The following is a 23400-nucleotide window of genomic DNA, read 5'->3' as shown; positions in this document are numbered from 1 at the left end:
CGCTCCTCACCATGAGGGGAGGCATCAGTGCACGGCGGTGAAGAACCGCGCGAGGCGGAAGCCGGAGAGCCAGGTCCAGACCGGCTGGCTGCGCATGCCGAGGTCCCAGGAGCCGACCACCGCGTCGGCTCGTCCGACCAGATTGTCGATCGGCAGCAGGCCGACGCCGCCGGAGCGCAGCGGCACGCGGCTGTCGGCGGAATTGTCCCGGTTGTCGCCGAGCACGAAGAGATGGCCGGGCGGCACCGTCACCTCCGGCGTGTTGTCGAGCGGGCCGTTGTCGCGCATCTTGAAGATCAGATGCGACACGCCGTTCGGCAGGGTCTCGACATAGCGGTAGGCGGGCTCGCTGCCGCCATTGTCGTCCTCGGCCTGTCCGACGCCGTCCGGCTTCAGCTCGGCGGGACGGTCGTTGATGAAGAGCTGACCCTGGCGCATCTGGATGCGATCGCCGGGCAGGCCCACCACGCGCTTGACCCAGGCCTGCGAACGGTCGCCGGGCCAGCGGAACACCACGACGTCGCCGAGCTTCGGCGTCTCCGCGAAGACCCGGCCGGTCTCCGGCAGGTTGATCTGGATCGGCAGCGACGACGTGCCGTAGCCGTAGGGGAATTTCGAAGCGAGCAGCGCATCGCCGATCAGCAGCGTCGGCTCCATCGAGCCGGACGGCACGTAGAACGGTTCGGCCAGCGCACCCTTGGCGATGAATACGGCGGCGACGATGCCGGCGAGCTGCATGATCTGCCCGCGCCAGGTGCTTGTCTTCGGCTTGCTCTTTTTCGGCTCGGTGGTGGTCGCAGTCACTTTCTCAACACTCATGCGCCGGTGCCTCCGACCGTGATGCGTTCCATCAGGAGCGTCGGCTGTCCGACGCCGACCGGCACGCCCTGGCCGTTCTTGCCGCACGTGCCGATACCGGTGTCGAGCGCGAGGTCGTTGCCGATCATGCGGATGCGGTGCAGGTCGGTGGGACCATTGCCGATCAGCATGGCGCCCTTCAAGGGCGCGCCGATCTTGCCGTTCTCGATTCTGTAGGCCTCGGTGCACTGGAACACGTATTTGCCCGAGGTGATGTCGACCTGGCCGCCGCCGAAGTTGGCGGCGAACACGCCGTTCTTCACCGAGGCGATGATTTCGCCCGGCTCGCGGTCGCCGGCGAGCATGTAAGTGTTGGTCATGCGCGGCATCGGCACATGGGCATAGCCCTGGCGGCGGCCGTTGCCGGTCGGCTTCATGTTCATGAGACGGGCGTTCTGGCGGTCCTGCATGTAGCCGACCAGGATGCCGTCCTCGATCAGCACGGTGCGGTTGGTCGGCGTGCCCTCGTCGTCGATCGACAGCGAGCCGCGCCTTGAAGCAATGGTGCCGTCGTCGACCACGGTGACGCCCTTGGCCGCGACCTGCTGGCCCATCAGGCCGGCGAAGGCCGAGGTCTTCTTGCGGTTGAAGTCGCCTTCGAGCCCATGGCCGACCGCTTCATGCAGCATCACGCCGGGCCAGCCGGCACCGAGCACGACGTCCATCTCGCCGGCCGGCGCCGGAATCGATTCCAGATTGACCAATGCCTCGCGCAGCGCGCCATCGGCGGCTTCGCGCCAGCTCCTGGATTCGATAAACTCGGCATACCCGGCGCGGCCGCCATAGCCCTTGCTGCCGCTTTCCTGCCGGTCGCCCTGGCCGGCGACGACGGAGATGTTCACGCGCACAAGGGGACGGATGTCGCGATAGCTTTCGCCGTCGGGGCGCAGGATCTCAACGACCTGCCAGGTCGCGCCCAGGCTGACGCTGACCTGCCGCACCCGCGGATCCTTGTCGCGCAAATATGCGTCGATCTCGGCGAGCAGCTTGACCTTGGTCTCGAAGCCCGGCGCATCCAGTGGATTGTCGTCGCCATAGAGCCGCACATTGGTGTGCGGAGGGGGGCTTGCGAAGCTGCCGGAATAGCCGCCACGCACGGCCGCGACCGCGTCGGCGGCGCGGATCAGCGCCGGCAGCGACACGTCCGAGGAATGCGCATAGCCGACGGCATCATCTTTGACCGCGCGTAAGCCAAAGCCCTGCGAGGTGTCATAGGTCGCCTGCTTGAGCCGCCCATTGTCGAACATCAGCGCTTCGGTCTGGCTGTATTCCAGGAACAGTTCGCCGTCGTCGGCGCCCGAAAGTCCGCGCGCGACCTCGTTGCGAACCTGGTCGCGATCGAGATTGGCGCGGTCGAGCAGGGAGGTCGTGGCAGGGTTGGTCATGCGTCCGTCCATTATCGGGGGATGTGAGGCAAGATAATGGTTTCAGGCCGGATCCGCGAGGGTGCCGGGCGTCACATTACGGAAACGATAGAATCGAGCGCTCGCTGTCGCCTACGGCAGCTTGTCGTATCCCTCACCCAGCCCGTTCAGGCTGAGCGGGAAGCCGATGCCTTCCTCGGGGGTTTCGAAAATGATGAAGGTAGCGGTCTTGGCGCTGCGGAGCTGGCCGAGCAGCTTGTCGTCCATGACGACCTCGGCGACGCAGCCATTGGGCAGGCAGCGGACGAAGCCAGCACGGCCGACATCCTGGTTGTCGAGCTTCAGGCCGAGGCCGGAGGGCAACAGCACGCCGAGCGGAGCGACCACTCGCATCAGCCGGCTCTTCTGGTCGGCGGTCTTCAGCACGATCACGGTGAGGCCGGCATTGGAGCGGTCTTCGGCGACCACGCTCTGGATCAAGGCGCATTGCTCGGTCTGGGCACCCGGCGGGGTGTCGCAGCGGATCTGCCAGTCGCCATGGACGGAGCGCACCGCGCCCTGCGCATGGGCGAAACCGGGCAGGGCGAGGACGAGGATCGCACCCAGCACGGCTGCGAGGGTCCTCAGGCGGTCAGCCGGCCTTGCCTTGCATGTCGAAAGCCCCATCGGGGTTGGTCCCTCTGTTCGCTTGGGTCGCTCGCGACTGATACGGGAATGACGGCGGCTTGAAGGCGCTTCCCAAGCAAATCTCGCGCCGCGCCGGCATCTCGCCTTGATCCGAATCAGGTTCCGGCGCGGCGGTTGCCCAGTGCCTACCGCGGGCAATCTACCTGTCAAGCCGCGGCGTCCCGGGAAACGGTATTTTTGTCTGATCTTACTAGGAAATATCTTGCGGGTGATGGCTGACAGACGGGGCTCAAGACTGCATTGCGATAGATCAAGAATTATGGTTTGAGAGGCTTGATTTCGGCGTTCTAGCGATCTGGCCCCAATGCCTCTTAGAGGTATTCTTGAGCGGCGGTTTGTCAGACGGGCGGATCGAATAAGCGTTTCCCACCAAGAGGGGAGCGCACTTGGGGTGATTTCGTAAGGGGAGCGCGAACGGCATGAGGATGTCGATGGGCCGGGTGGGCCGGCACTTGCTGGGATTGGCCGTAGCTGGCCTGACGCTGGCGACGGGCGGTGCGGCATTTGCCGAACTCGGGCAGCCGGAGCCGTGGGAATGGCATCTGCAGGCCTCTGCTTCCCCGGTGATGGACAACATCGTCTGGTTCCACAACTTCCTGTTCGTCCTCATCACCGTCATCACGCTGTTCGTGCTGGCGTTGCTGGTGACCGTGGTCATCAAGTTCAACGCGAGGGCCAATCCGGTGCCGTCGCGAACCACTCACAACACGCTGATCGAGGTGGTCTGGACTCTGGTCCCGGTGCTGATCCTGGTCGGCATCGCGGTGCCGTCGTTCCGCCTCCTGTTCCTCCAGCTCGATGTGCCGAAGGCGGATCTCACCATCAAGGCCACCGGCAAGCAGTGGTACTGGTCCTATGCCTATCCCGACAACGGCAAGTTCGAGTTCGATTCGCTGATGGCGCAAGACAAGCAGCCGCGGCTGCTCGGCGTCGACAACGAGATGGTGGTGCCGGTCAACAAGGTGATTCGCGTCCAGACCACCGGCGCCGACGTTATCCATTCCTTCGCGGTGCCGGCCTTCGGCATCAAGATCGACGCCATCCCCGGCCGCCTGAACGAGACCTGGTTCAAGGCCGTCAAGACCGGCGTGTATTACGGCCAGTGCTCGGAGCTGTGCGGCAAGGATCACGCCTTCATGCCGATCGCGGTGCGGGTGGTCTCCGATCAGGAGTTCGCCTCATGGGTTGAATCGGCGAAGAAGAAATATGCGAGCGGCGGCACCAGCACTTACGCTTCCGCCGCCGGTCCGACGCAGTGAGCGTCAGGCGCGGGGACTGAAAGCGACTTGAAGGGCGGGACCGCATAAGGTCCGAATGGGACGCAAGGCAGGATTTGAAAATGGCAACGAGCGCAGCGGCACACGGCGATCACGCGCATGACGAGCACGCCCATCCGACCGGATGGCGGCGCTACGTCTATTCGACCAATCACAAGGACATCGGCACGATGTACCTGATCTTCGCGGTCATCGCCGGCATCATCGGTGCGGCGATGTCGATCGCGATTCGCGCCGAGCTGATGTATCCGGGCGTGCAGATCTTCCACGAGACGCACACCTACAACGTCTTCGTGACCAGCCACGGCCTGATCATGATCTTCTTCATGGTCATGCCGGCGATGATCGGCGGCTTCGGCAACTGGTTCGTGCCGCTGATGATCGGCGCGCCGGACATGGCGTTCCCGCGCATGAACAACATCTCGTTCTGGCTGCTGCCGGCCTCCTTCGCGCTGCTGCTGTGCTCCACTTTCGTCGAGGGCGAGCCGGGCGCCAACGGCGTCGGCGCCGGCTGGACCATGTACGCGCCGCTGTCGACGTCGGGCCATCCGGGCCCAGCCGTCGACTTCGCGATCCTGTCGCTGCACCTTGCCGGTGCCTCGTCGATCCTCGGCGCCATCAACTTCATCACCACGATCTTCAACATGCGCGCGCCGGGCATGACCCTGCACAAGATGCCGCTGTTCGTGTGGTCGATCCTGGTGACGGTGTTCCTGTTGCTGCTGTCGCTGCCGGTGCTCGCCGGCGCGATCACCATGCTGCTCACCGACCGTAATTTCGGCACCACCTTCTTCGCGGCTGATGGCGGCGGCGACCCCGTGCTGTTCCAGCACCTGTTCTGGTTCTTCGGCCACCCCGAGGTGTACATCCTGATCCTGCCCGGCTTCGGCATGATCAGCCAGATCGTCTCCACCTTCTCGCGCAAGCCCGTGTTCGGTTATCTCGGCATGGCTTACGCCATGGTCGCGATCGGCGGCATCGGCTTCGTGGTGTGGGCACACCACATGTACACCGTCGGCATGTCCTCGGCGACGCAGGCCTATTTCGTCGCCGCCACCATGGTGATCGCGGTTCCGACCGGCGTGAAGATCTTCTCCTGGATCGCCACGATGTGGGGCGGCTCGATCGAGTTCCGCGCTCCGATGATCTGGGCGATCGGCTTCATCTTCCTGTTCACGGTCGGCGGCGTCACCGGCGTCGTGCTGGCGAATGCCGGCGTCGACCGCGTGCTTCAGGACACCTACTACGTCGTCGCGCACTTCCACTACGTGCTGTCGCTGGGCGCCGTGTTCGCGATCTTCGCCGGCTGGTACTACTGGTTCCCGAAGATGTCGGGCTACATGTACAACGAGACGCTGGCGAAAGCGCATTTCTGGGTCACCTTCGTCGGCGTCAACATGGTGTTCTTCCCGCAGCACTTCCTCGGCCTGTCGGGCATGCCGCGCCGCTACGTCGACTATCCCGACGCGTTCGCGGGCTGGAACCTGGTCTCGTCGCTCGGCTCCTACATCTCCGGCTTCGGCGTCCTGATCTTCCTCTACTGCGTGCTCGATGCCTTCATGAAGAGGGTGCCGGCGGGCAACAATCCCTGGGGTGCGGGCGCGACTACGCTGGAGTGGACGCTGTCCTCGCCGCCGCCGTTCCACCAGTTCGAAGTGCTGCCGCGCGTGCAGTAAGCAAACTCCCGCGGCGCCTGTCATGGGCGCCGCGGCTCGATCATCAAGCGAGTAGATTTACGTGTCGGTCCTCGATCGGAACGCCATCGATATCGGTCCCCGGATCTCCGAGGCGGAGGTTGGCGATTATATTGCGCTGCTCAAGCCGCGTGTGATGTCGCTCGTGATCTTCACGGCGCTGGTCGGGATGGCGATGGCGCCGGGGCATTTCCACCCCGTGCTCGCGATCACCTCGCTGCTCTGCATCGCGGTCGGCGCCGGCGCCTCCGGTGCGCTCAACATGGCGCTCGAAGGCGACATCGACGCCAAGATGTCGCGCACGGCGAACCGGCCGATCCCGCGCGGCCGCATCACCCGGCCCGAGGCGATGGCGTTCGGCACGACGCTGGCCTTCTTCTCGGTGATGACGCTCGGCATCCTCGTCAACTGGATCGCCGGCGCGCTGCTCGCCTTCACCATCTTCTTCTACGTCGTGATCTACACGCTCCTGTTGAAGCGCTGGACCGCGCAGAACATCGTGATCGGCGGCGCCGCCGGCGCGCTGCCGCCGGTGGTGGCCTGGGCCGCCGTGACCGGCACGGTCGACGTCGAGCCGCTGCTGCTGTTCGCCATCATCTTCTTCTGGACCCCGCCGCACTTCTGGGCGCTGGCGCTGTTCCGTTCCGACGATTATGCCCGCGCCGGCATTCCGATGCTGCCGAACGTCGCCGGTCCCGACGCGACGCGGCTCCAGATCCTGCTCTACACCGTCGTGCTGATTGCAGTGGCCGCCGCGCCCTGGGCGTTCGGCTATTTCGATGCGATCTACGGCGTCACCTCGCTGATCCTCGGCGTCGGCATGCTGGTGCTCGCGATCAACGTCTATATGCGCCGCGAGCGCAGCCAGTCGCTGCGCGCGACCCGCAAGCTGTTTGCCTTTTCCATCCTTTATCTGTTTGCGCTGTTTGCGACCCTGCTCGCCGAGGTCGTCTTCCGGGCGCTTGCTCCGATGGTAGGGGGCGCATGATAACGGAATGGCCGACAAACCAGATCCAGATGGAATCGTCCTCACCGAGGCGCAAAAGAGGAGCCGTCGTCATCGCTCGATCGCGATCGCGCTCGCGCTCGGCGTGCTCGTGGTGCTGTTCTTCGCCGTCACCATGGTCAAGGGACCGGCGGTGCTAGTCAGGCCATTGTAGGAAAGATGAATCAGAAGCCGACCATATCGCGTGATCAGAGCCGGAGGGCCACGAAGGGCCTCGGCCGCGACGCGCTGGTCGCCTCGATCTGCGGCGGCGTGGTCGCGCTGATGGTCGGCGCATCCTATGCCGCGGTGCCGTTCTACAACTGGTTCTGCCGCGCCACCGGCTTCAACGGCACGACGCAAGTCGCGACATCGGCGCCGGCCTCGGGGCCAATCGCGCGCAAGATCACGGTGCGCTTCGACTCCAATGTCGCACCCGGCCTACCCTGGAAGTTCGAGCCTGAGCAGAGCGAGGTCGAGGTCAATATCGGCCAGGTCACGACGATCTACTACACCGTGACCAATCAGGCTGCACGCACCACCACGGGCCAGGCCGCCTACAACGTCGCGCCGCTGACGGTCGGATCCTATTTCCAGAAGATCAACTGCTTCTGCTTCACCGAGCAGACCATGGCTCCCGGCGAGAAGCGAGAGATGCCCGTGGTGTTCTACGTCGATCCGTCGATCGTCAGCGATCACGACAATGACGGGCTGAGCACGATCACGCTGTCCTACACGTTCTATCCGGTGCGCGAGCCGGTGGTGAAGCCGCTCGCCTCGGGCGAGGACGACAAACGCAAAGGAAATCTCTGATTGCCGGGCGCACGTACCGGGGTTGGAATCTAAGGGGATAAGTGCCGGACAGGCACGGGATTGAGGAGACAGACGGTAATGGCCACAGCGCAAGGCAAGCATCACGACTATCATCTGGTCGATCCCTCGCCGTGGCCGGCGGTCGGCTCGCTCTCGGCCTTCGTCATGGCGTTCGGCGCGATCGGCTGGATGCATCACATGTTCTCGGCCGCGCCGATCATCTTCGGCATCGGCACCGTCGGCGTGCTCTACACCATGGCGAGCTGGTGGGCCGACGTGATCAAGGAAGCCCAGTACAAGGGCGACCACACCCGCGTCGTGCAGCTCCACCACCGCTACGGCATGATCCTGTTCATCGCCTCCGAGGTGATGTTCTTCGTCGCCTGGTTCTGGGCCTATTTCAACGCGGCGCTGTTCCCGGCCGATGCCGTCCATGCCACCCGCGACGCGGTGTTCGGCTGCGGCCTCGGCACCCAGGCCGGCGCCTGTAGCGTGCCGGGCACCTGGCCGCCGCACGGCATCGAGACTTTCGACCCCTGGCATCTGCCGCTGCTCAACACGCTGATCCTGCTGACCTCCGGCACGACGGTGACCTGGGCGCACCATGCGCTGCTCGAGAACGACCGCCAGGGCCTGAAGTACGGCCTGATCCTCACCATCCTGCTCGGCGCGACCTTCACCTGCGTGCAGGCCTATGAGTACAGCCACGCCGCATTCTCGTTCGCCGGCAACGTCTACGGCGCGACCTTCTTCATGGCGACCGGCTTCCACGGTTTCCACGTGCTGGTCGGCACCGTGTTCCTGATCGTGTGCCTCGCGCGCGCCTATGCCGGCCACTTCACGCCGAAGCAGCACCTCGGCTTCGAGTTCGCCGCCTGGTACTGGCACTTCGTCGACGTGGTCTGGCTGTTCCTGTTCCTCTGCATCTACGTCTGGGGACGCGGCGCCGAGACCATGGCGCACGGCGCGCACTGAAGTCGCGACGCGTTCGACCTTGGAAAGGGCGGCCGGCAGGCCGCCCTTTCGCTTTCACGCAGCCGGAAGTCTCGGCAGAACTGTGATAGGCTCCTTCATCATGAACGATATGGCCGGCACCTCCGAGTCCCAGACGACTGTCCTGCAAAGTGCGATGCGCGGTCTTGCCTGCAAATGTCCGCGTTGCGGCCAGGGCAAGCTCTATGCGGGCTTCCTGACGCTCGCCCCGCGTTGCGACCATTGCGGCCTCGACTATGCCTTCATCGACTCCGGTGACGGCCCTGCGATCTTCATCATCATGCTGGCCGGCGCGATCGTGGTCGGTTGCGCACTCGTCGTCGAGGTCAAGTATCAGCCGCCATTCTGGCTCCATGCCGTGCTGTGGCTGCCGCTGATCCTCGCGACCACGCTACTGCCGCTGCGCGCGATGAAGTCGCTGTTGATCGCCCTGCAATTCCACCACAAGGCGGCGCCTGGCCGGTTGATCGACCGCGAGAAATGAACGGGATTGCGCGCAAGCCTCGCGTGGCCGGCTTCGCGCTGTTCACGCTGCTGATGACGGCGGTCCTTATCGCGCTCGGCGTCTGGCAGTTGCAGCGCCGCGTCGCCAAGCATGAATTGATCGCCGCGTTGACGGAACGGCTCGCGGCCGTGCCGATCGCGCTTCCCCCGCCGGCGCATTGGGGCACGCTGAATGCCGCGAGCGACGAGTTCCGCCGCGTCAGCTTCACCGCGGCCTACGCGCCGCTGCCGGATGCGATGGTCTACTCGTCCGGCTCCGCCGTGCGCAAGGACGCCTCCGGGCCAGGTACCTGGGCGTTCCTGCCGGCGCGTTTGCCGAGCGGCGAAACGGTCGTGATCGATGCGGGCTTCGTCGAGAACACGATGCAGGACCGGGCGGTCGAGGACCGCGCGGTGAAGAAGCTCGTGACGGGAAAGCCGATCGCGCTCACCGGCTATTTGCGCTTTCCCGAGGCGCCGGGCTGGCTGACGCCGGCCGAAAACCGCGACAAGCGGCTGTGGTTCGCGCGCGATCATCTGGCGATCGCCAGCGCGCTCGGCTGGGGCGCGGTCGCGCCATTCTATGTCGACCTCGAGCAGCCCGCGCCCCAGAACGGCATTCCGCGGCCGGGCCCGCTCGACGTGCATCTGAAGGACGATCACCTGCAATACGCCATCACCTGGTTCGCGCTTGCGGGCGCCGTGCTGGTCGCCTTCGGCGTCTGGGTGAGGGGACGGCGGCAGAGCTAAATTTAGACCCCCGGAGCGATGCCCCGAGGGAACCCCGGGATTCTCCGGGGTTTATTGTTCAGCCCATATTCACGAGGGTAGCCCTAAGCCGCCCTCAATTTTCCGTGGCAGACAGGATTTCGACGTGAGCGATTTCGATCAGATGGGAATTGTCGTCGATTGGGTGGATGCCTGCCGGAAGGGCGACCTTGCGACGCTGCTCGACCTCTATGCGGATGATGCCGCGCTCGAATGCACATGCAACGACACGCGCCGCTATCGCGGCCGCAGCGAGCTCGAAACCTATTGGCGGTCGCAACTCAACGCGTTCTCGTTAGCAGGTTTCGCCCTGGAGGAGATCGCGCCGATGCCACCGGGCGTCGATCTCGAATATTCGGTCGCGGGCTCATTGCACATCCGCGTCTCGTTTCGCTTCAGTCCCGAAGGCAAGATCGAGAGAATGCTGTGCGCGCCGGCATGGCAGGACTTGCACGACGCCTGCGTGTGCTAGAGCATGATCCGGAAAAGTGTGCAGCGGTTTTCCGAAAAGATCATGCTCAAACAATAACCTAAAGCGCGATGACGATTTATCCTAATCTCATCGCGCTTTAGCCGGATGCCGGCTTGTCCCGCATCGTCGCGACCGGCAGGCGGCAACGCACATAGGTGCGTTCGTTGGCGCGCAGCAGTGATAGCGATCCGCTAAGCGCGCGCACCCGCTCCTGCATGCCGGTCAGGCCGCGGCCGAACACGTTGTCGGCCGGAAAGCCGCGGCCGTCGTCGGAAATCTCGATAGCGAGCGCGGCGCCGTCGACGGTCGCCTGCACATGCGCGCTGCTCGCCTTGGCATGGCGCAGAACGTTGGTCAGCGCCTCCTGGATCACGCGATAGACCGTCTGCGCCAGCGGCCCCTCGATCCGCTCGAGTGCAGGATCGATCGCTGCCGTCAGGTCGACGTGCGACGCCTGCTTGCGGAAATTCTGGAGCAGCGTCTGCACGCTGGTCTTAAGGCCGAGATCCTCGATATAGAGCGGCCGCAACCGGTCGAGGATGCGACGGCTGGCCTGCTGCAGCGCCTCGACCGACAGCACAACCTGTTGCGCCGAATTGCCGAGATTTCCCGCATCGTTCGGCGCCGTCTCGAGCAATGCGATCGCACCGGCGCGAATGCCGAACAGCAGTGGTCCAAGCTCGTCGTGCAGCTCGCGTGCGAGATCGCGCCGCTCGTCATCCTGGAGCGATACCAGGCGGTGCAACAGTTCGCGATTATTCTGGCTCAACTGTTCGAGCGTGCGCGCGAGCGCATTGGCTTCCTCGCAGCTTTGCCTGATTTCCGGCGGCCCGCCGACCGGGATCGGCTTTGCGTATTCGCCGCGCCGCATCCGCGTCAGGCCCTGGCCGAGATTGTGCAGCGGACGCAGCGCTGATCCAGCGAATCCATAAGCGATAATTCCGGTCAGCCCGGTCAGCGCGACGATGAAGCAGGTGAGTGCCAGGAAGCCGACCCATTTTTCGAACATGTCTGCCGATAGATCAGGTTGGAATACGATGTCGCCGACATGGTTGCCGTTGATCTCGACAGGTGACGCAGCGCTCACATCGGGAATGGCGAGCAGGTCGGTGAACCATTGCGGGATGCTATGCGTGTCGCGCAACGCATCCTTCGGGGAGGGCGCTTGACCTGCTTCCACAGAGCGGAATTGGATATCGGAGGATGCGCCCAGAGAGTGGGCAAACGCATCGAGCGTCCGCCGCGGATTGTCGGAGGCGCGCAGTGCATCGTTTAGTGCCGCAGCCACGACAACGGCCGCGCGCCGTCCGGGCTCGTTCTCGTCGGCAAGCTGACTGGTCGCGAATTCGTGCAGCAGCACCCCGCCCATGATCAGCGCCGTGATAAACATCACGCCGAGCGGGAGGAATAACTGGGTCCTGAACGAAAGCCGCTGCCACATTAGGTCAATTCTAACGCGTATTGGCGAATTTCTCTCTTTCCATTTGTTCCCGTCGGTCTATGAGTGGTAAAACAAGAGTGCGCGATGCAAGATACCGCCAAAACCGCAACCAGGGTCCTTATCGTCGACGACCATCCCGTGGTTCTGTCCGGTTGCCGGACCTTGTTTGCGTCCGACCAGTCGATCCGCGTCGACGAGGCGAGCGACGCCAAATCCGGCCACCGCGCTTATGTCAGCAAGCGTCCTGACGTGATTGTCATCGACATCAGCCTGCCGGACGTATCGGGCTTCGAACTGATGCGGCGGATCCGCAAGGACGATCCGGACGCCAAGGTCATCATGTTCAGCATGAACGACGATCCGGCTTTCGTGGTACGGGCGGTCGAACTGGGTGCGCAGGGCTACGTCTCAAAGGGCGACGATCCAAGGATCCTGCTGAAGGCGGTGCGCAAGGTAGTCGCGGGCGACAATTTCATCTCGCCGCAGCTCGCAGAGGCCGTGACGTTCTCGGGCGCCGCGGTCAAGGCCAACCCGGCTTCGCAGATGACACCGCGCGAGCTCGAAATTCTCCGCCTGCTCAGCCGCGGCGACAAGATCGTCGAGGTCGCCGAGGCGCTCGGCATCTCCTACAAGACGGTTGCCAACACCACCTCCCTGCTCAAGCAGAAGCTCGGCGCCAAGAACCATTCCGATCTGATCCGGATCGCCGTCGAAATCGGCATGAATTGATCGTCCCGGCAGGGACCGGACGCTGCTTGGGGCTGCAGGCGGTTCGGTAGGCCGCCATGTCGGGAAGAAATGGAAATCCGGAGCATGCGCTACGCCTGCTCGCAGTGATCGCGATCAGATGGCGCACCGGGAAAAATCGGAACATTTGTCCTGACGCGTCGTTTTTGTCCTTGATGGTCCGATGACAGGTGAAGAAAGCTCGCGGGATCAATTCAACGGGTAGGCGTCCCGGACGAGGCAAACGGGTCTGCAAATCAACGACAGGCCTTCCAAGAGAGGGCTGCGGCATCGCCGCAGCCCTTTTTCGTGGACGAAGAAGCGGGGCGGAAGCGGTTTCCCGGGGCGGCAAAACACTTTATGGTGCCCTTAAGCCTCTGGCTCAAGGACTAGGAATATCATGAAATCAAAGGCTTAAGGCGCAGGTTCAAGCTTGGGCCGGCCTTTGGAGGGTGGTTTGACTCGTTATATCTCGACCCGGGGCGAGGCCCCTGAACTCGGCTTCTGCGACGTGATGCTGACCGGGCTTGCCCGTGACGGCGGCCTCTATGTGCCCGTGACCTGGCCGCAACTCTCGGCCGATGAGATCGCCGGCTTCTTCGGCCGTCCCTATTGGGAGGTCGCGGTCGACGTGATTCGTCCGTTCGCCGGCGGTGAGATTTCGGACGCCGAGCTCGGCCGCATGGCCAATGAGGCTTATGCCACCTTCCGCCATCCGGCGGTGGTGCCGCTGCGCCAGATGTCGCCGCATCAGTTCGTGCTGGAGCTGTTCCACGGTCCGACGCTCGCCTTCAAGGACGTCGCGATGCAGCTCATCTCGAGGCTGATGGATCACGTGCTCGCCAAGCGCGGCCAGCGCACCACCATCGTGGTCGCGACCTCGGGCGATACCGGCGGCGCCGCGGTCGAGGCGTTTGCGGGACTGGAGAATGTCGATCTCATCGTGCTGTTCCCGCACGGGCGCATCTCCGAAGTGCAGCAACGGATGATGACGACGACGGGTGCGGCCAATGTCCACGCGCTCGCGATCGAAGGCACGTTCGACGATTGCCAGGCGCTCGTGAAGGGGATGTTCAACAATCACCGCTTCCGCGATGCGACCGCGCTATCCGGCGTCAACTCCATCAACTGGGCGCGCATCGTGGCCCAGGTGGTCTACTACTTCACCTCAGCGGTCGCGGTCGGCGCGCCGGCGCGCGCGGTCGATTTCGTCGTTCCGACCGGCAATTTCGGCGACATCTTTGCCGGCTACGTCGCGAAGCGCATGGGTCTGCCGGTAAGGACCCTGCACATCGCCGCCAACGTCAACGACATCCTGGCGCGCACGCTCAAGACCGGGATTTACGAGGTGCGCGAGGTGCATGCCACGGCCTCGCCGTCGATGGACATCCAGATCTCCTCGAATTTCGAGCGGCTGCTGTTCGAGGCGAGCCGCCGCGATGCCGCCGCGGTGCGCCGTCTAATGGATTCGCTGAAGCAGTCCGGGCGCTTCGTCCTGCCCGACGCCATGCTCGCGGCGATTCGCGAGGAGTTCGACGCGGGCCGCGCCGATGAGACCGAGACGGCGGCTGCGATCCGTGCCGCCTGGCGCGAGGCCGGCGAGCTCGTGGATCCCCACACCGCAGTGGCGCTGGCGGTCGCCGACCGTGACACGACAGACACGACCGTGCCAGGCATCGTGCTCTCCACCGCGCATCCGGCCAAATTCCCTGATGCGGTGGAGGCGGCCTGCGGCATGCGGCCGCAACTGCCGGCCTGGCTGGATGGTCTGATGACCAAATCCGAACACATGAAGGTGGTGAAGAACGATCAGGCCGAGGTGGAGCGGTTCGTGCTGTCGGTCAGCCGCGCCGCAAAACAGGGAGTAGCCGGATGAGCGTCGAGATCTCCAAGCTTGCGTCCGGCCTCACCGTCGTCACCGACAACATGCCCCACGTCGAGACCGCTGCGCTCGGCGTCTGGGCTCGCGTCGGCGGCCGCGACGAGAAGCCGAACGAGCACGGAATCTCGCACCTGCTCGAGCACATGGCGTTCAAGGGCACCACGCGGCGCTCCTCGCGCGAGATCGTCGAGGAGATCGAGGCGGTCGGCGGCGATCTCAATGCCGGCACCTCGACGGAGACGACGTCCTATTATGCGCGGGTGATGAAGGCCGACGTGCCGCTCGCGCTCGACGTGCTCGCCGATATCCTCGCCAATCCCGCCTTCGAGCCGGAGGAGCTCGAGCGCGAAAAGAACGTCATCGTCCAGGAGATCGGCGCGGCGCAGGACACGCCCGACGACGTCGTCTTCGAGCATCTCAACGAGCTCTGCTATCCCGACCAGCCGATGGGCCGCTCGCTGCTCGGCACCGCGAAGACGCTGCGCGGCTTCAACCGCGACATGCTGCGCGGCTATCTCTCGACGCATTACCGCGGGCCGGACATGGTGGTGGCGGCCGCCGGCGCCGTCGATCACAGCCGGGTCGTTGCCGAGGTCGAGGCGCGGTTTGCGAGCTTTGAGGCGACACCGGGCCCGAAGCCGCAGGCGGCGACGTTCGGCCAGGGCGGCGCAAAGGTGGTGCATCGCGAGCTCGAGCAGGCGCACCTGACGCTGGCGCTGGAGGGCGTGCAGCAGACCGAGCCGTCGCTGTTCTCGCTCCAGGTCTTCACCAACATTCTCGGCGGCGGAATGTCGTCGCGGCTGTTCCAGGAGGTGCGCGAGAAGCGCGGCCTCTGCTACTCGATCTACACGTTCCACGCACCCTATACCGACACCGGCTTCTTCGGCCTCTACACCGGCACCGACCCCGCCGACGCGCCCGAGATGATGGAAGTCGTCGTCGATATCATGAATGAGTCGGTGGAGACGCTCACCGAGGCCGAGGTCGCGCGCGCCAAGGCGCAGATGAAGGCCGGCCTCCTGATGGCGCTGGAGAGCTGCTCTTCGCGCGCCGAGCAGCTCGCCCGGCACGTGCTCGCCTATGGGCGGCCGCAGACGGTGCAGGAACTGGTGGCCCGGATCGACGCCGTTAGTGTCGAATCGACGCGCGACGCGGCGCGTGCGCTGCTTTCGCGCAGCCGCCCTGCGGTGGTTGCATTGGGCAGCGGAAGGGGTCTGGACACGGCGGTGTCTTTTGCGGAAGGATTGACCCGGGCGCGCGCCAAGGCGCGGCTCCACTAGGAGCTGCGCAAGGCCTGTCGGCGCCCCGGGAAGCATCACCATGGCCCTCTTTCGCCTGCCATCCAGTGGACCCGCCGCCCTCGCGCCGCGCGGCAACGGGCTCTTGCTGCGTGCCCCGCAGATGTCGGACTTTCTGCAATGGGCGCATCTGCGCGAAACCAGCCGCGACTATCTCACGCCCTGGGAGCCGATCTGGCCGTCGGACGATCTCACCCGCTCCGGCTTCCGCCGCCGCCTGCGCCGCTATGCCGAGGATATCGCGGCGGACCGCTCCTACCCCTTCCTGATCTTCCGCGAGCTCGACGGCGCCATGATCGGCGGCATCACGCTCGCCAATGTCCGGCGCGGCATCGTCCAGGCCGGCACCATCGGCTACTGGGTCGGCCAGCCCCATGCCCATCGGGGGTACATGACGGCGGCGCTGCGGGTGCTGCTGCCGACGCTGTTCGGCGAGCTCAACCTGCACCGGGTCGAGGCCGCCTGCATCCCCACCAATGTGCCGTCGATCCGGGTGCTGGAGAAGTGCGGTTTCTCCCGCGAGGGCTTGGCGCGGCGCTATCTCTGCATCAACGGGATCTGGCAGGACCACCTGCTGTTCGGCCTACTGCACGAGGATTTCCGCGGCTGAGCCGGGCGTCCATGCGGCCAAAGTCTGGGCCTTGCCGCCTTCTCTCCTGCTTGTTTCCTGCCTTGGGTTCGCCGATTTTGACGATATAACCCGCAGCGAGCCGGCCACTTGCCGGGGCATTGTCATGGAGTACGGGCGTTCATGGTGAAGGAGCTTCGATCATCGCGGACTGCGCAGCGCCGGGGGCCGGTGATCGCGCTGGCGCTGGCGGTTGCGCTCGCTTCCGTCTCGCCGGCTGCGGCGCAGTCGCTGACCGACCGCTTCAAGAGCCTGTTCGGGGGCAAGTCCGACGAGCCCGCCGAGACCAAGCCGGCGCCCGCACCGGGCCAGCCGCCGGCCGATGACGACGTCGATTGTCCCCAGGTCACCGTCCGTGCCGGAGCGTCCACCTATGCGGCTGGGGCTCCCGGCAAGCAGGCTGTCGGCAACGACGTGCGCTTCCAGGCCACGATCACCAAGATGGCGCGCGAATGCATCCGCAACGGCGGCGAGATCACCGCGCGCATCGGCATCCAGGGCCGGGTCATCGCCGGTCCCGCCGGCGCGCCGAGCACGATCGAGGTGCCCTTGCGCGTCGCCGTGGTGCAGGGCGGGGTCGGCGAGAAGGTGATCGCCTCGAAAGCCTATCGCACCACGGTCGAGCTGCCGGAGGGGGGCAGCGTGCCCTTCACCTTCGTCGCCGAGGACATGGTCTATCCGGTGCCCTCGGCGGCGGTCGCCGATTCCTACATCTTCTATGTCGGCTTCGACCCGCAGGCGCTGTCACCCGAGCCGAAGGCGCGGCGGAAGAAGAAGTAAGAAGAAATAAGCCGCCGCAATTTCCACTGTCATGTCCCGGCTTGACCGGGGCATCCAATACGCCGCGGCGTCTGCGTATCGCTCAGACGTCTCTGGAATACAGGATCGCCCGCCTTCGCGGGTGATGACGCCCGATTTGCGGATGCATCGCCATCAAACAAAAAAGCCGGCGCTTTCGCGCCGGCTTTTTTGATTCGTGAAGACGAAAGCCCTTAGTTCAGCTTCTGCCGGACCTCGGTGATGCTCTTGGTGAGCAGGTCGTCGGCGACCTGGCCCTTGACCGACTGCGACAGGATGGTCGAAGCGGCCTGGACGGCGGCTTCCGCCGCGGCGGCGCGGACGTCGGCCAGCGCCTGAGCCTCGGCGAGCGCGATCTTGCTCTCCGCGGTCTTGGTGCGGCGGGCGACGAAGTCTTCCATCTTCGCCTTGGCGTCGGCCGCGATGCGCTCGGCTTCGGCCTTGGCGTTGGCGACGATGTCGGCAGCCTCGCGCTCGGCCGTGGCGCTGCGCGCCTTGTAGTCCGCGAGCACCTTGGCTGCCTCCAGCTTGAGGCGCTGGGCGTCGTCGAGCTCGGCCTTGATGCGGGCGGCGCGATGATCGAGCGTCGTCAGCAGGGTCTTGTGGATCCCGAGATAGGCGAAAATCACCATCAGGATCACGAACGCGACGGCGACCCAAAACTCAGGTTCGAGGAACATATCGGCTAACCTTTCAGGGACGCATCGACCGCGGCATTGACCGACGCCGAGTCGGGAACGATGCCCGTGAGCCGCTGCACGATCGTGCCGGCCGCATCGGCTGCGATGCCGCGGACATTGCTCATGGCGGTCGCGCGGGTCGAGGCGATGGTCTTCTCCGCCTCTGCAAGCTTCGCGGCCAATTGCTGTTCCAGCGACTTGCGCTCGGCTTCCGCCTGTGCGTTCAGCTTCTCGCGGGTCTCGTTGCCGATCGCTTGTGCCTTGGACCGTGCCGAAGCGAGCTCGGCCTCATAGGCCTTCAGCGCTGCGTCGGACTGATCCCTCAGCTTTTGAGCTTCGGCGAGATCGCCCTCGATCTTGTTCTGACGCGCCTCGATCACGCCGCCGACACGCGGCAAGGCGAGCTTGGACACGATTACGTAAAGCAGGACGAAGAAGATCGCCAGCGACACCAGTTGCGAAGCAAAGGTGCTGCTTTCGAACGGCGGGAAGCCGCCGCCGTGGTGACCGCCATCGGCCTCGGTGTGGGCATTGGCCTCCGGGCCTTTTGCCCCGCCATGACTCTCAGCCATGGGTTTCTCCTGTTGCTTTCAAGCGCGCCGCCCGAGGTTTCGAGCGGCGCGAGAACGTCCTCAGAGCGGAACGAACAGCAGAAGCAGCGCGATCAGCAGCGAGAAGATGCCGAGCGCTTCGGTCACGGCGAAGCCGAAGATCAGGTTGCCGAACTGGCCCTGGGCGGCCGACGGGTTGCGCACCGCTGCGGCGAGGTAGTTGCCGAAGATCACGCCCACGCCGACGCCCGCACCGCCCATGCCGATGCACGCGATGCCCGCGCCGATAAGTTTTGCTGCTGCCGGATCCATTTTAGACTCCTTGGAAGAAAGATTGGGTTGTGGGTGGAAATTCCCCGGACCGCTCAGTGTCCCGGATGAATGGCGTCGTTCAGGTAGATGCAGGTCAGGATCGCGAACACATAGGCCTGGAGGAACGCGACCAGGAGCTCCAGCGCGGTGAGCGCGACGGTGAGCGCCAGCGGCAGCACGCCGCCGATCCAGCCGATGGCGCCGAGCGAGACGCCGAGCATGGCGACGAAGCCCGCGAACACCTTCAGCGCGATGTGACCGGCCAGCATGTTGGCGAAGAGACGGACGCTGTGGGAGACCGGCCGCAGGAAGAACGACAGGATCTCGATGAACATCACCAGCGGCAGGATGTAGCCGGGGACGCCGTGGGGAACGAAAATCTTAAAGAATTTCAGGCCGTTCTTGTAGACACCGTAGATCAGGACAGTGAAGAACACCAACAGCGCCAGCGCCGCCGTGACCACCAGGTGGCTCGAGACCGTGAAGGTGTAGGGAATGATGCCCACCAGGTTCGAGACGCAGATGAACATGAAGATCGAGAAGATCAGCGGGAAGAACTTCATGCCTTCCGCGCCGGCGGTCGAGCGGATGGTCGACGCCACGAATTCGTAGGAGATCTCGGCGACGGACTGGAGGCGTCCGGGAACGAGCTGCGTGCCGCTGGCGAGCATCAGGATCGAGATCACCGCGACCGCTACCAGCATGTAGAGCGACGAATTGGTGAAGGCGATCGTGTGGTTGCCGATATGGCCGATCGTGAAGAGAGGCTCGATGTTGAACTGGTGGATCGGGTCGATTTTCATCCGCGCGGCATCTCTCGGTCTGCCGGGCAAGCCGGCTGGTCTCGGTCTGCCGGCCGGGCCGGCCCGTACCGGCGAGGCCGGCACGATCAATTCCTCTGGCCGGATCGGCTACGAACCGCCGCGTCTGTTTTGACCCGCCCCCGCCGACCTCACCACGTTCACCACGCCAGCCACGAAGCCCAGCAGCGTGAACACGATAAACCCGAAAGGCGACGTCGACAGCAAGCGGTCGAACCCCCAGCCAATCCCCGCTCCGACAACGACGCCGGCGATCAACTCGGAGGATAGCCGGAAACCAAGCGCCATCGCCGAGGCTCTGGCCGCTCCGTCTCCACCGTCACCTGCGGGTTGCTCGGTCTTGATCCTGCGGTCGCGAATTTCGGACAACCGCTGACTAAGACTTCCGAGCCGTTCGGAAAGCGCAGCTTCCTCGGGCGACTTATCGCCATTTCCATTGTCGCCGTGTCCCGTGCCCTGTGTCATGCAACGAAGACCCGAAACGCCGCGGCTGAATGGAAATTACGCCCAACACCCTCAAAAGCCGCGCGGACCATACTGATGGCACATAATCAAGTCAAGCCAAGTCACGATTGCGTCGTGTTCTGTTATATCATTGATTTATTTGGTGATATCGCCGCGCGCGCCAGCGCTGCACACAGCGTGACGCCGCACCGCAGCAGGTCTCTTTGCGATCCGCCGATACGGCCGCCATTTCCGGGATCAAACCGGCTGCTGCGCCGGTTGATTCCAAAGGCGCGTTTTCCGCGGCGAAGCCGTGCGCCTTCGTCCGCGCGGGTGTAGAATTGCAAGTGTCCACAAGCGCGTCGTGGCGGAGCAGTACGATGAAACCAGCAGCGACGTCATTGTTGAGAACATGGGTCTCGAGAGCACGCTCCTTGGCGGCGGCGATCGCCGCGGTGGTTGCGATCGGCGGCCAGGCGGCCGCGCAGTCCGCGCCCGACGCTGAAAACGGCCGTTACGCGATGACGCCGATCCCAGAGGGCGTGCTGCGGCTCGACACCCGCACCGGCACGGTTTCGACATGCACCAAGAATGGCGCCGGCTGGGCCTGCTACGCGGTACCCGACGAACGTTCCGCGCTTGATGCCGAGATCGGCCGCCTCCAGGTTGAGGTCGAGAAGTTGAAGGCGGAGCTCGCGACTGGGCCGACCGTGTCGGGCAAGGTCGACGAGGCGCTGCCGAAATCCGATCAGTTGAAGAAGGCTTCCCCGAAGGTCGCCGAAGGCGACCGCCGGATCGAGATCCCGCTGCCGAGCGACCAGGACATGGATCGCGTGATGTCGTTCCTGGAACGGGCCTGGCGGCGGCTGATCGAGATGGCCAACCGCGTGCAGAAGGACGTGTCGGGAAAGATTTGACAGGCTTTGTCGATGTCGTCCTGGCGAAAGCCAGGACCTCCACGGCCTCTGTGTTTTTCTCGGTGCGCGTCGCCACCTTTCGCCATCACGGGCATTTTGGGTAATGGGTCCTGGCTTTCGCCAGGACGACGTAACGAGAGTCGTTCATGACATCAGCAAGATCGCTGACGCGCTCCGCGCCATCCACGGTAGAGGCCTCCACCATCACCTCGTCGCTGCTGACGGTGCAGACGCAGAGCCGCGGCTTCACCGATCTCACCGGCGAGGCGGCGAAGTTCGTCACGGAGGCCCGCGCCGGGACCGGCGCACTGACATTGTTCATCCGTCACACCTCGGCCTCGCTGACGATCCAGGAAAACGCCGATCCTTCCGTGCTCGTCGATCTCACCACCGCGCTGGCGCGGCTCGCGCCGGAGAACGCGCCCTGGACCCATGACACCGAGGGGCCGGACGACATGCCGGCGCACATCAAGACGATGCTGACGCAGACCTCGCTCAACGTGCCGGTCCTGAACGGCAAGCTCGCACTCGGGACGTGGCAGGCCATTTATCTCATCGAGCATCGCAAGCAGCCGCACCGGCGCGAGGTGGTGCTGCAATTCATCGGCGCGACTTCATAAACAAAACGGCCGCGGGAATCCCGCGGCCGCTCGTTTCAGACAGCCGGAGCGTAGGTCCGGCTGATCGGCGACTAGATTTGCTTGATGTCGACGTCCTTGGTCTCCGGCAGGAACAGGAAGCCGACGACAAGGCTCATTGCGGCGATCGCAACGGGGTACCACAGCCCGGAATAGATGTTTCCGGTCGCGGCCACGATCGCAAACACGGTCGCCGGCAGGAAGCCTCCGAACCAGCCATTGCCGATGTGGTAGGGCAGCGACATGCCGCTATAGCGGATGCGGCTCGGGAACAGTTCCACCAGCCATGCGGCGATCGGCGCGTAGACCAGCGTCACGTAGATCACCAGGATCCAGAGCAGGACCGTCGTCATGACATAGTTGATCTCGTTCGGATCGGCTGAAGCCGGATAGCCGTGTGCCTTGATCGCTGCGGGCAGGGCCTTGGCGAAATCCGCCGAGGTCGCAGTGAGGGTCTGCTCGCCGATCTTGACCGTGGCCGCCGTGCCCTTCGGCGGGTCCTGGGTCTGGTAGTTCACTGACAAGTTCACCAGCGCGGCTTTGGCAATGTCGCAGCCGGTGGTGAACTTTTCGGTGCCGGTGGCCTTGAACTGGAACGAACACTCGGCGGGATCGGCGATCACCGTCACCGGGGATGCAGACAGCGCCGCCTCCAGCTTCGGATTGGCGAAGTGGGTGATGCCCTTGAAGATCGGGAAGTAGGTCACCATCGCTAGCAGGAAGCCCGCTAGGATGATCGGCTTGCGGCCGATCTTGTCGGACAGCATGCCGAAGATGATGAAGAAGGGCGTACCCAGAGCGAGCGCAACCACGATCATGATCTGCGCCGGCACGGCCGGTACCTTCAGGGTCTGGGTGAGGAAGAACAGCGCGTAGAACTGTCCGCCATACCACACCACCGCTTCACCCGCGGTCGCGCCAAGCAGCGCCAGGATCGCGATCTTGGCGTTGTTCCACTCTCCGAAGGCTTCCGTCAGTGGACGCTTCGAGGTCTTGCCCTCCTCCTTCATGCGCTGGAACACCGGCGATTCGTTCAGGCTCAAGCGGATCCAGATCGAGATCGCCAGCAGAAGGCCGGAGAGCAGGAAGGGAATGCGCCAGCCCCAATCGCCGAAAGCTTCCTCACCCATGGCGGTGCGGATGCCAAGGATCAACAGCAGTGCCAGGAACAGACCGAGTGTCGCGGTGGTCTGAATCCACGAGGTGTAATAGCCACGCCGGTTCTGCGGCGCATGTTCGGCTACGTAAGTCGCTGCACCGCCATATTCGCCGCCGAGTGCGAGGCCCTGGATCAAGCGCAGGGCAATCAGCACGATCGGCGCGGCGATGCCCCAGGTTGCATACCCCGGCAACAGACCGATAAAGAAGGTGCCGACACCCATGAGCGTCATGGTGACGAGGAAGGTGTATTTGCGGCCGATCATGTCGCCGAGGCGACCGAAGATCAGCGCGCCGAAGGGGCGGACCGCAAAGCCGGCCGCAAAGGCGAGCAGCGCGAAGATGAAGCCGACATTGGGCGGGACGTTCGAGAAGAAGTATTTCGCGAGGAAGGCACCAAGCGTGCCGTAGATGTAGAAGTCGTACCACTCGAAGACAGTGCCAAGTGAGGAAGCGAAAATGACTTTTCGCTCCTCCGCTGTCATGCCTCGCGTGCGGACGTCGGCGCCCGCGGTCGCAGCCATCGTCATCAGTTTCGCTCCCCAATAGGTTGGTGCGCCCTGGTTTCCGGACTCGGCCGGATACCGCGGGCCTTGCTCTTAAGTAACATCGGCGTGAAACCCGCCCCAATACGACTTTCGGCCTTGCGCACTGACATCCACCTGACGCCGCCGCCGCCGGGTACCGTGCCTTGCGAATTAACCCCTTTGCA

At 64.4% G+C, this 23400-nt stretch carries 26 protein-coding genes; 16 read left to right on the top strand and 10 right to left on the bottom strand.

Going from position 1 to position 23400, the window contains the following annotated elements; all coding sequences use genetic code 11:
- Positions 1–24 precede the first annotated feature (24 nt).
- From lepB to MTX21_RS23350, 3 genes are all read right to left on the bottom strand, one after another.
- The gene (gene lepB, locus MTX21_RS23360) at positions 25–819 is read right to left on the bottom strand and encodes a signal peptidase I (protein ID WP_280967028.1); all 795 of its coding nucleotides are present in this window, start codon (positions 817–819) and stop codon (positions 25–27) included.
- Positions 816–2243, bottom strand: a complete 1428-nt coding sequence (gene tldD / locus MTX21_RS23355) for a metalloprotease TldD (RefSeq protein ID WP_280967027.1) — start codon at positions 2241–2243, stop codon at positions 816–818. The genes lepB and tldD overlap by 4 nt, the downstream gene beginning before the upstream one ends.
- A 111-nt stretch (positions 2244–2354) precedes the next feature.
- Entirely contained in the window at positions 2355–2888 is a 534-nt protein-coding gene (locus MTX21_RS23350) for an invasion associated locus B family protein (protein ID WP_280967026.1), read from the bottom strand.
- A 440-nt stretch (positions 2889–3328) separates the two neighbouring features.
- Between MTX21_RS23350 and coxB the strand changes: the two genes are divergently transcribed.
- The 9 genes from coxB (at position 3329) to MTX21_RS23305 (ending at position 10394) form a co-directional block, all read left to right on the top strand.
- Entirely contained in the window at positions 3329–4168 is an 840-nt protein-coding gene (gene coxB / locus MTX21_RS23345; protein ID WP_280967025.1) for a cytochrome c oxidase subunit II, read from the top strand.
- Positions 4169–4248: 80 nt separating this feature from the next.
- Positions 4249–5862 (top strand): cytochrome c oxidase subunit I, encoded by a 1614-nt coding sequence (gene ctaD, locus MTX21_RS23340; protein ID WP_280967023.1) that lies wholly within the window; start codon positions 4249–4251, stop codon positions 5860–5862.
- 61 nt (positions 5863–5923) lie between these two features.
- Entirely contained in the window at positions 5924–6868 is a 945-nt protein-coding gene (locus MTX21_RS23335) for a heme o synthase (RefSeq protein WP_280967022.1), read from the top strand.
- Between the two features lie 7 nt (positions 6869–6875).
- Positions 6876–7040 (top strand): CoxF protein, encoded by a 165-nt coding sequence (locus MTX21_RS23330; protein ID WP_280967021.1) that lies wholly within the window; start codon positions 6876–6878, stop codon positions 7038–7040.
- A 5-nt stretch (positions 7041–7045) separates the two neighbouring features.
- On the top strand, positions 7046–7678 hold the full coding sequence (locus MTX21_RS23325; RefSeq protein WP_280967020.1) for a cytochrome c oxidase assembly protein: 633 nt from the start codon (positions 7046–7048) through the stop codon (positions 7676–7678).
- Between the two features lie 78 nt (positions 7679–7756).
- Positions 7757–8653 (top strand): cytochrome c oxidase subunit 3, encoded by an 897-nt coding sequence (locus MTX21_RS23320; RefSeq protein ID WP_280967019.1) that lies wholly within the window; start codon positions 7757–7759, stop codon positions 8651–8653.
- A gap of 100 nt (positions 8654–8753) precedes the next feature.
- A complete protein-coding gene (locus MTX21_RS23315) occupies positions 8754–9155 on the top strand; it encodes a DUF983 domain-containing protein (protein ID WP_280967018.1) in 402 nt (133 codons plus the stop codon).
- Positions 9152–9904 (top strand): SURF1 family protein, encoded by a 753-nt coding sequence (locus MTX21_RS23310; RefSeq protein ID WP_280967017.1) that lies wholly within the window; start codon positions 9152–9154, stop codon positions 9902–9904. Before MTX21_RS23315 ends, MTX21_RS23310 begins: the two co-directional genes overlap by 4 nt.
- A gap of 124 nt (positions 9905–10028) precedes the next feature.
- Entirely contained in the window at positions 10029–10394 is a 366-nt protein-coding gene (locus MTX21_RS23305) for a nuclear transport factor 2 family protein (RefSeq protein ID WP_280967016.1), read from the top strand.
- A gap of 97 nt (positions 10395–10491) precedes the next feature.
- On the opposite strand, the gene MTX21_RS23300 is transcribed toward MTX21_RS23305, so the two are convergent.
- On the bottom strand, positions 10492–11835 hold the full coding sequence (locus MTX21_RS23300) for a histidine kinase (protein ID WP_280967015.1): 1344 nt from the start codon (positions 11833–11835) through the stop codon (positions 10492–10494).
- 84 nt (positions 11836–11919) lie between these two features.
- Between MTX21_RS23300 and MTX21_RS23295 the strand changes: the two genes are divergently transcribed.
- The 5 genes from MTX21_RS23295 to MTX21_RS23275 all read left to right on the top strand — a co-directional run bounded on the left by MTX21_RS23295 (position 11920) and on the right by MTX21_RS23275 (position 17149).
- Entirely contained in the window at positions 11920–12564 is a 645-nt protein-coding gene (locus tag MTX21_RS23295; protein ID WP_280967014.1) for a response regulator transcription factor, read from the top strand.
- A gap of 454 nt (positions 12565–13018) precedes the next feature.
- Positions 13019–14437 (top strand): threonine synthase, encoded by a 1419-nt coding sequence (gene thrC / locus MTX21_RS23290; protein WP_280967013.1) that lies wholly within the window; start codon positions 13019–13021, stop codon positions 14435–14437.
- The gene (locus MTX21_RS23285) at positions 14434–15723 is read left to right on the top strand and encodes a pitrilysin family protein (RefSeq protein ID WP_280967012.1); all 1290 of its coding nucleotides are present in this window, start codon (positions 14434–14436) and stop codon (positions 15721–15723) included. Before thrC ends, MTX21_RS23285 begins: the two co-directional genes overlap by 4 nt.
- A 40-nt stretch (positions 15724–15763) precedes the next feature.
- Positions 15764–16351, top strand: a complete 588-nt coding sequence (locus tag MTX21_RS23280; RefSeq protein WP_280967011.1) for a GNAT family protein — start codon at positions 15764–15766, stop codon at positions 16349–16351.
- Between the two features lie 141 nt (positions 16352–16492).
- Positions 16493–17149 (top strand): hypothetical protein, encoded by a 657-nt coding sequence (locus tag MTX21_RS23275; protein WP_280967009.1) that lies wholly within the window; start codon positions 16493–16495, stop codon positions 17147–17149.
- A gap of 212 nt (positions 17150–17361) precedes the next feature.
- Here the strand turns inward: MTX21_RS23275 and MTX21_RS23270 are convergent, their stop codons facing one another.
- The 5 genes from MTX21_RS23270 to MTX21_RS23250 form a co-directional block, all read right to left on the bottom strand.
- The gene (locus MTX21_RS23270; RefSeq protein ID WP_280967008.1) at positions 17362–17847 is read right to left on the bottom strand and encodes an ATP F0F1 synthase subunit B; all 486 of its coding nucleotides are present in this window, start codon (positions 17845–17847) and stop codon (positions 17362–17364) included.
- 5 nt (positions 17848–17852) lie between these two features.
- Positions 17853–18419, bottom strand: coding sequence for a F0F1 ATP synthase subunit B (locus tag MTX21_RS23265; RefSeq protein WP_280967007.1), 567 nt, complete (start codon positions 18417–18419; stop codon positions 17853–17855).
- Positions 18420–18479: 60 nt separating this feature from the next.
- Positions 18480–18710 (bottom strand): F0F1 ATP synthase subunit C, encoded by a 231-nt coding sequence (locus tag MTX21_RS23260; RefSeq protein WP_007599451.1) that lies wholly within the window; start codon positions 18708–18710, stop codon positions 18480–18482.
- 53 nt (positions 18711–18763) lie between these two features.
- Positions 18764–19513: a F0F1 ATP synthase subunit A gene (locus tag MTX21_RS23255; RefSeq protein WP_280967003.1), complete on the bottom strand. Its 750-nt coding sequence runs from the start codon at positions 19511–19513 to the stop codon at positions 18764–18766.
- Between the two features lie 108 nt (positions 19514–19621).
- Entirely contained in the window at positions 19622–19996 is a 375-nt protein-coding gene (locus MTX21_RS23250; RefSeq protein WP_280967002.1) for an AtpZ/AtpI family protein, read from the bottom strand.
- Between the two features lie 359 nt (positions 19997–20355).
- On the opposite strand from MTX21_RS23250, the gene MTX21_RS23245 reads away from it, so the two are divergent.
- Both MTX21_RS23245 and MTX21_RS23240 read left to right on the top strand, forming a co-directional pair.
- The gene (locus tag MTX21_RS23245) at positions 20356–20892 is read left to right on the top strand and encodes a hypothetical protein (RefSeq protein WP_280967001.1); all 537 of its coding nucleotides are present in this window, start codon (positions 20356–20358) and stop codon (positions 20890–20892) included.
- Positions 20893–21038: 146 nt separating this feature from the next.
- Entirely contained in the window at positions 21039–21512 is a 474-nt protein-coding gene (locus MTX21_RS23240; RefSeq protein WP_280967000.1) for a secondary thiamine-phosphate synthase enzyme YjbQ, read from the top strand.
- Between the two features lie 71 nt (positions 21513–21583).
- Here the strand turns inward: MTX21_RS23240 and MTX21_RS23235 are convergent, their stop codons facing one another.
- On the bottom strand, positions 21584–23173 hold the full coding sequence (locus MTX21_RS23235) for an MFS transporter (RefSeq protein ID WP_280971142.1): 1590 nt from the start codon (positions 23171–23173) through the stop codon (positions 21584–21586).
- Between the last annotated feature and the right edge of the window lie 227 nt (positions 23174–23400).

This window comes from Bradyrhizobium sp. ISRA430, from assembly GCF_029909975.1.
GTDB lineage: Bacteria > Pseudomonadota > Alphaproteobacteria > Rhizobiales > Xanthobacteraceae > Bradyrhizobium.
This window is presented reverse-complemented; position numbering and strand designations above follow the sequence as displayed.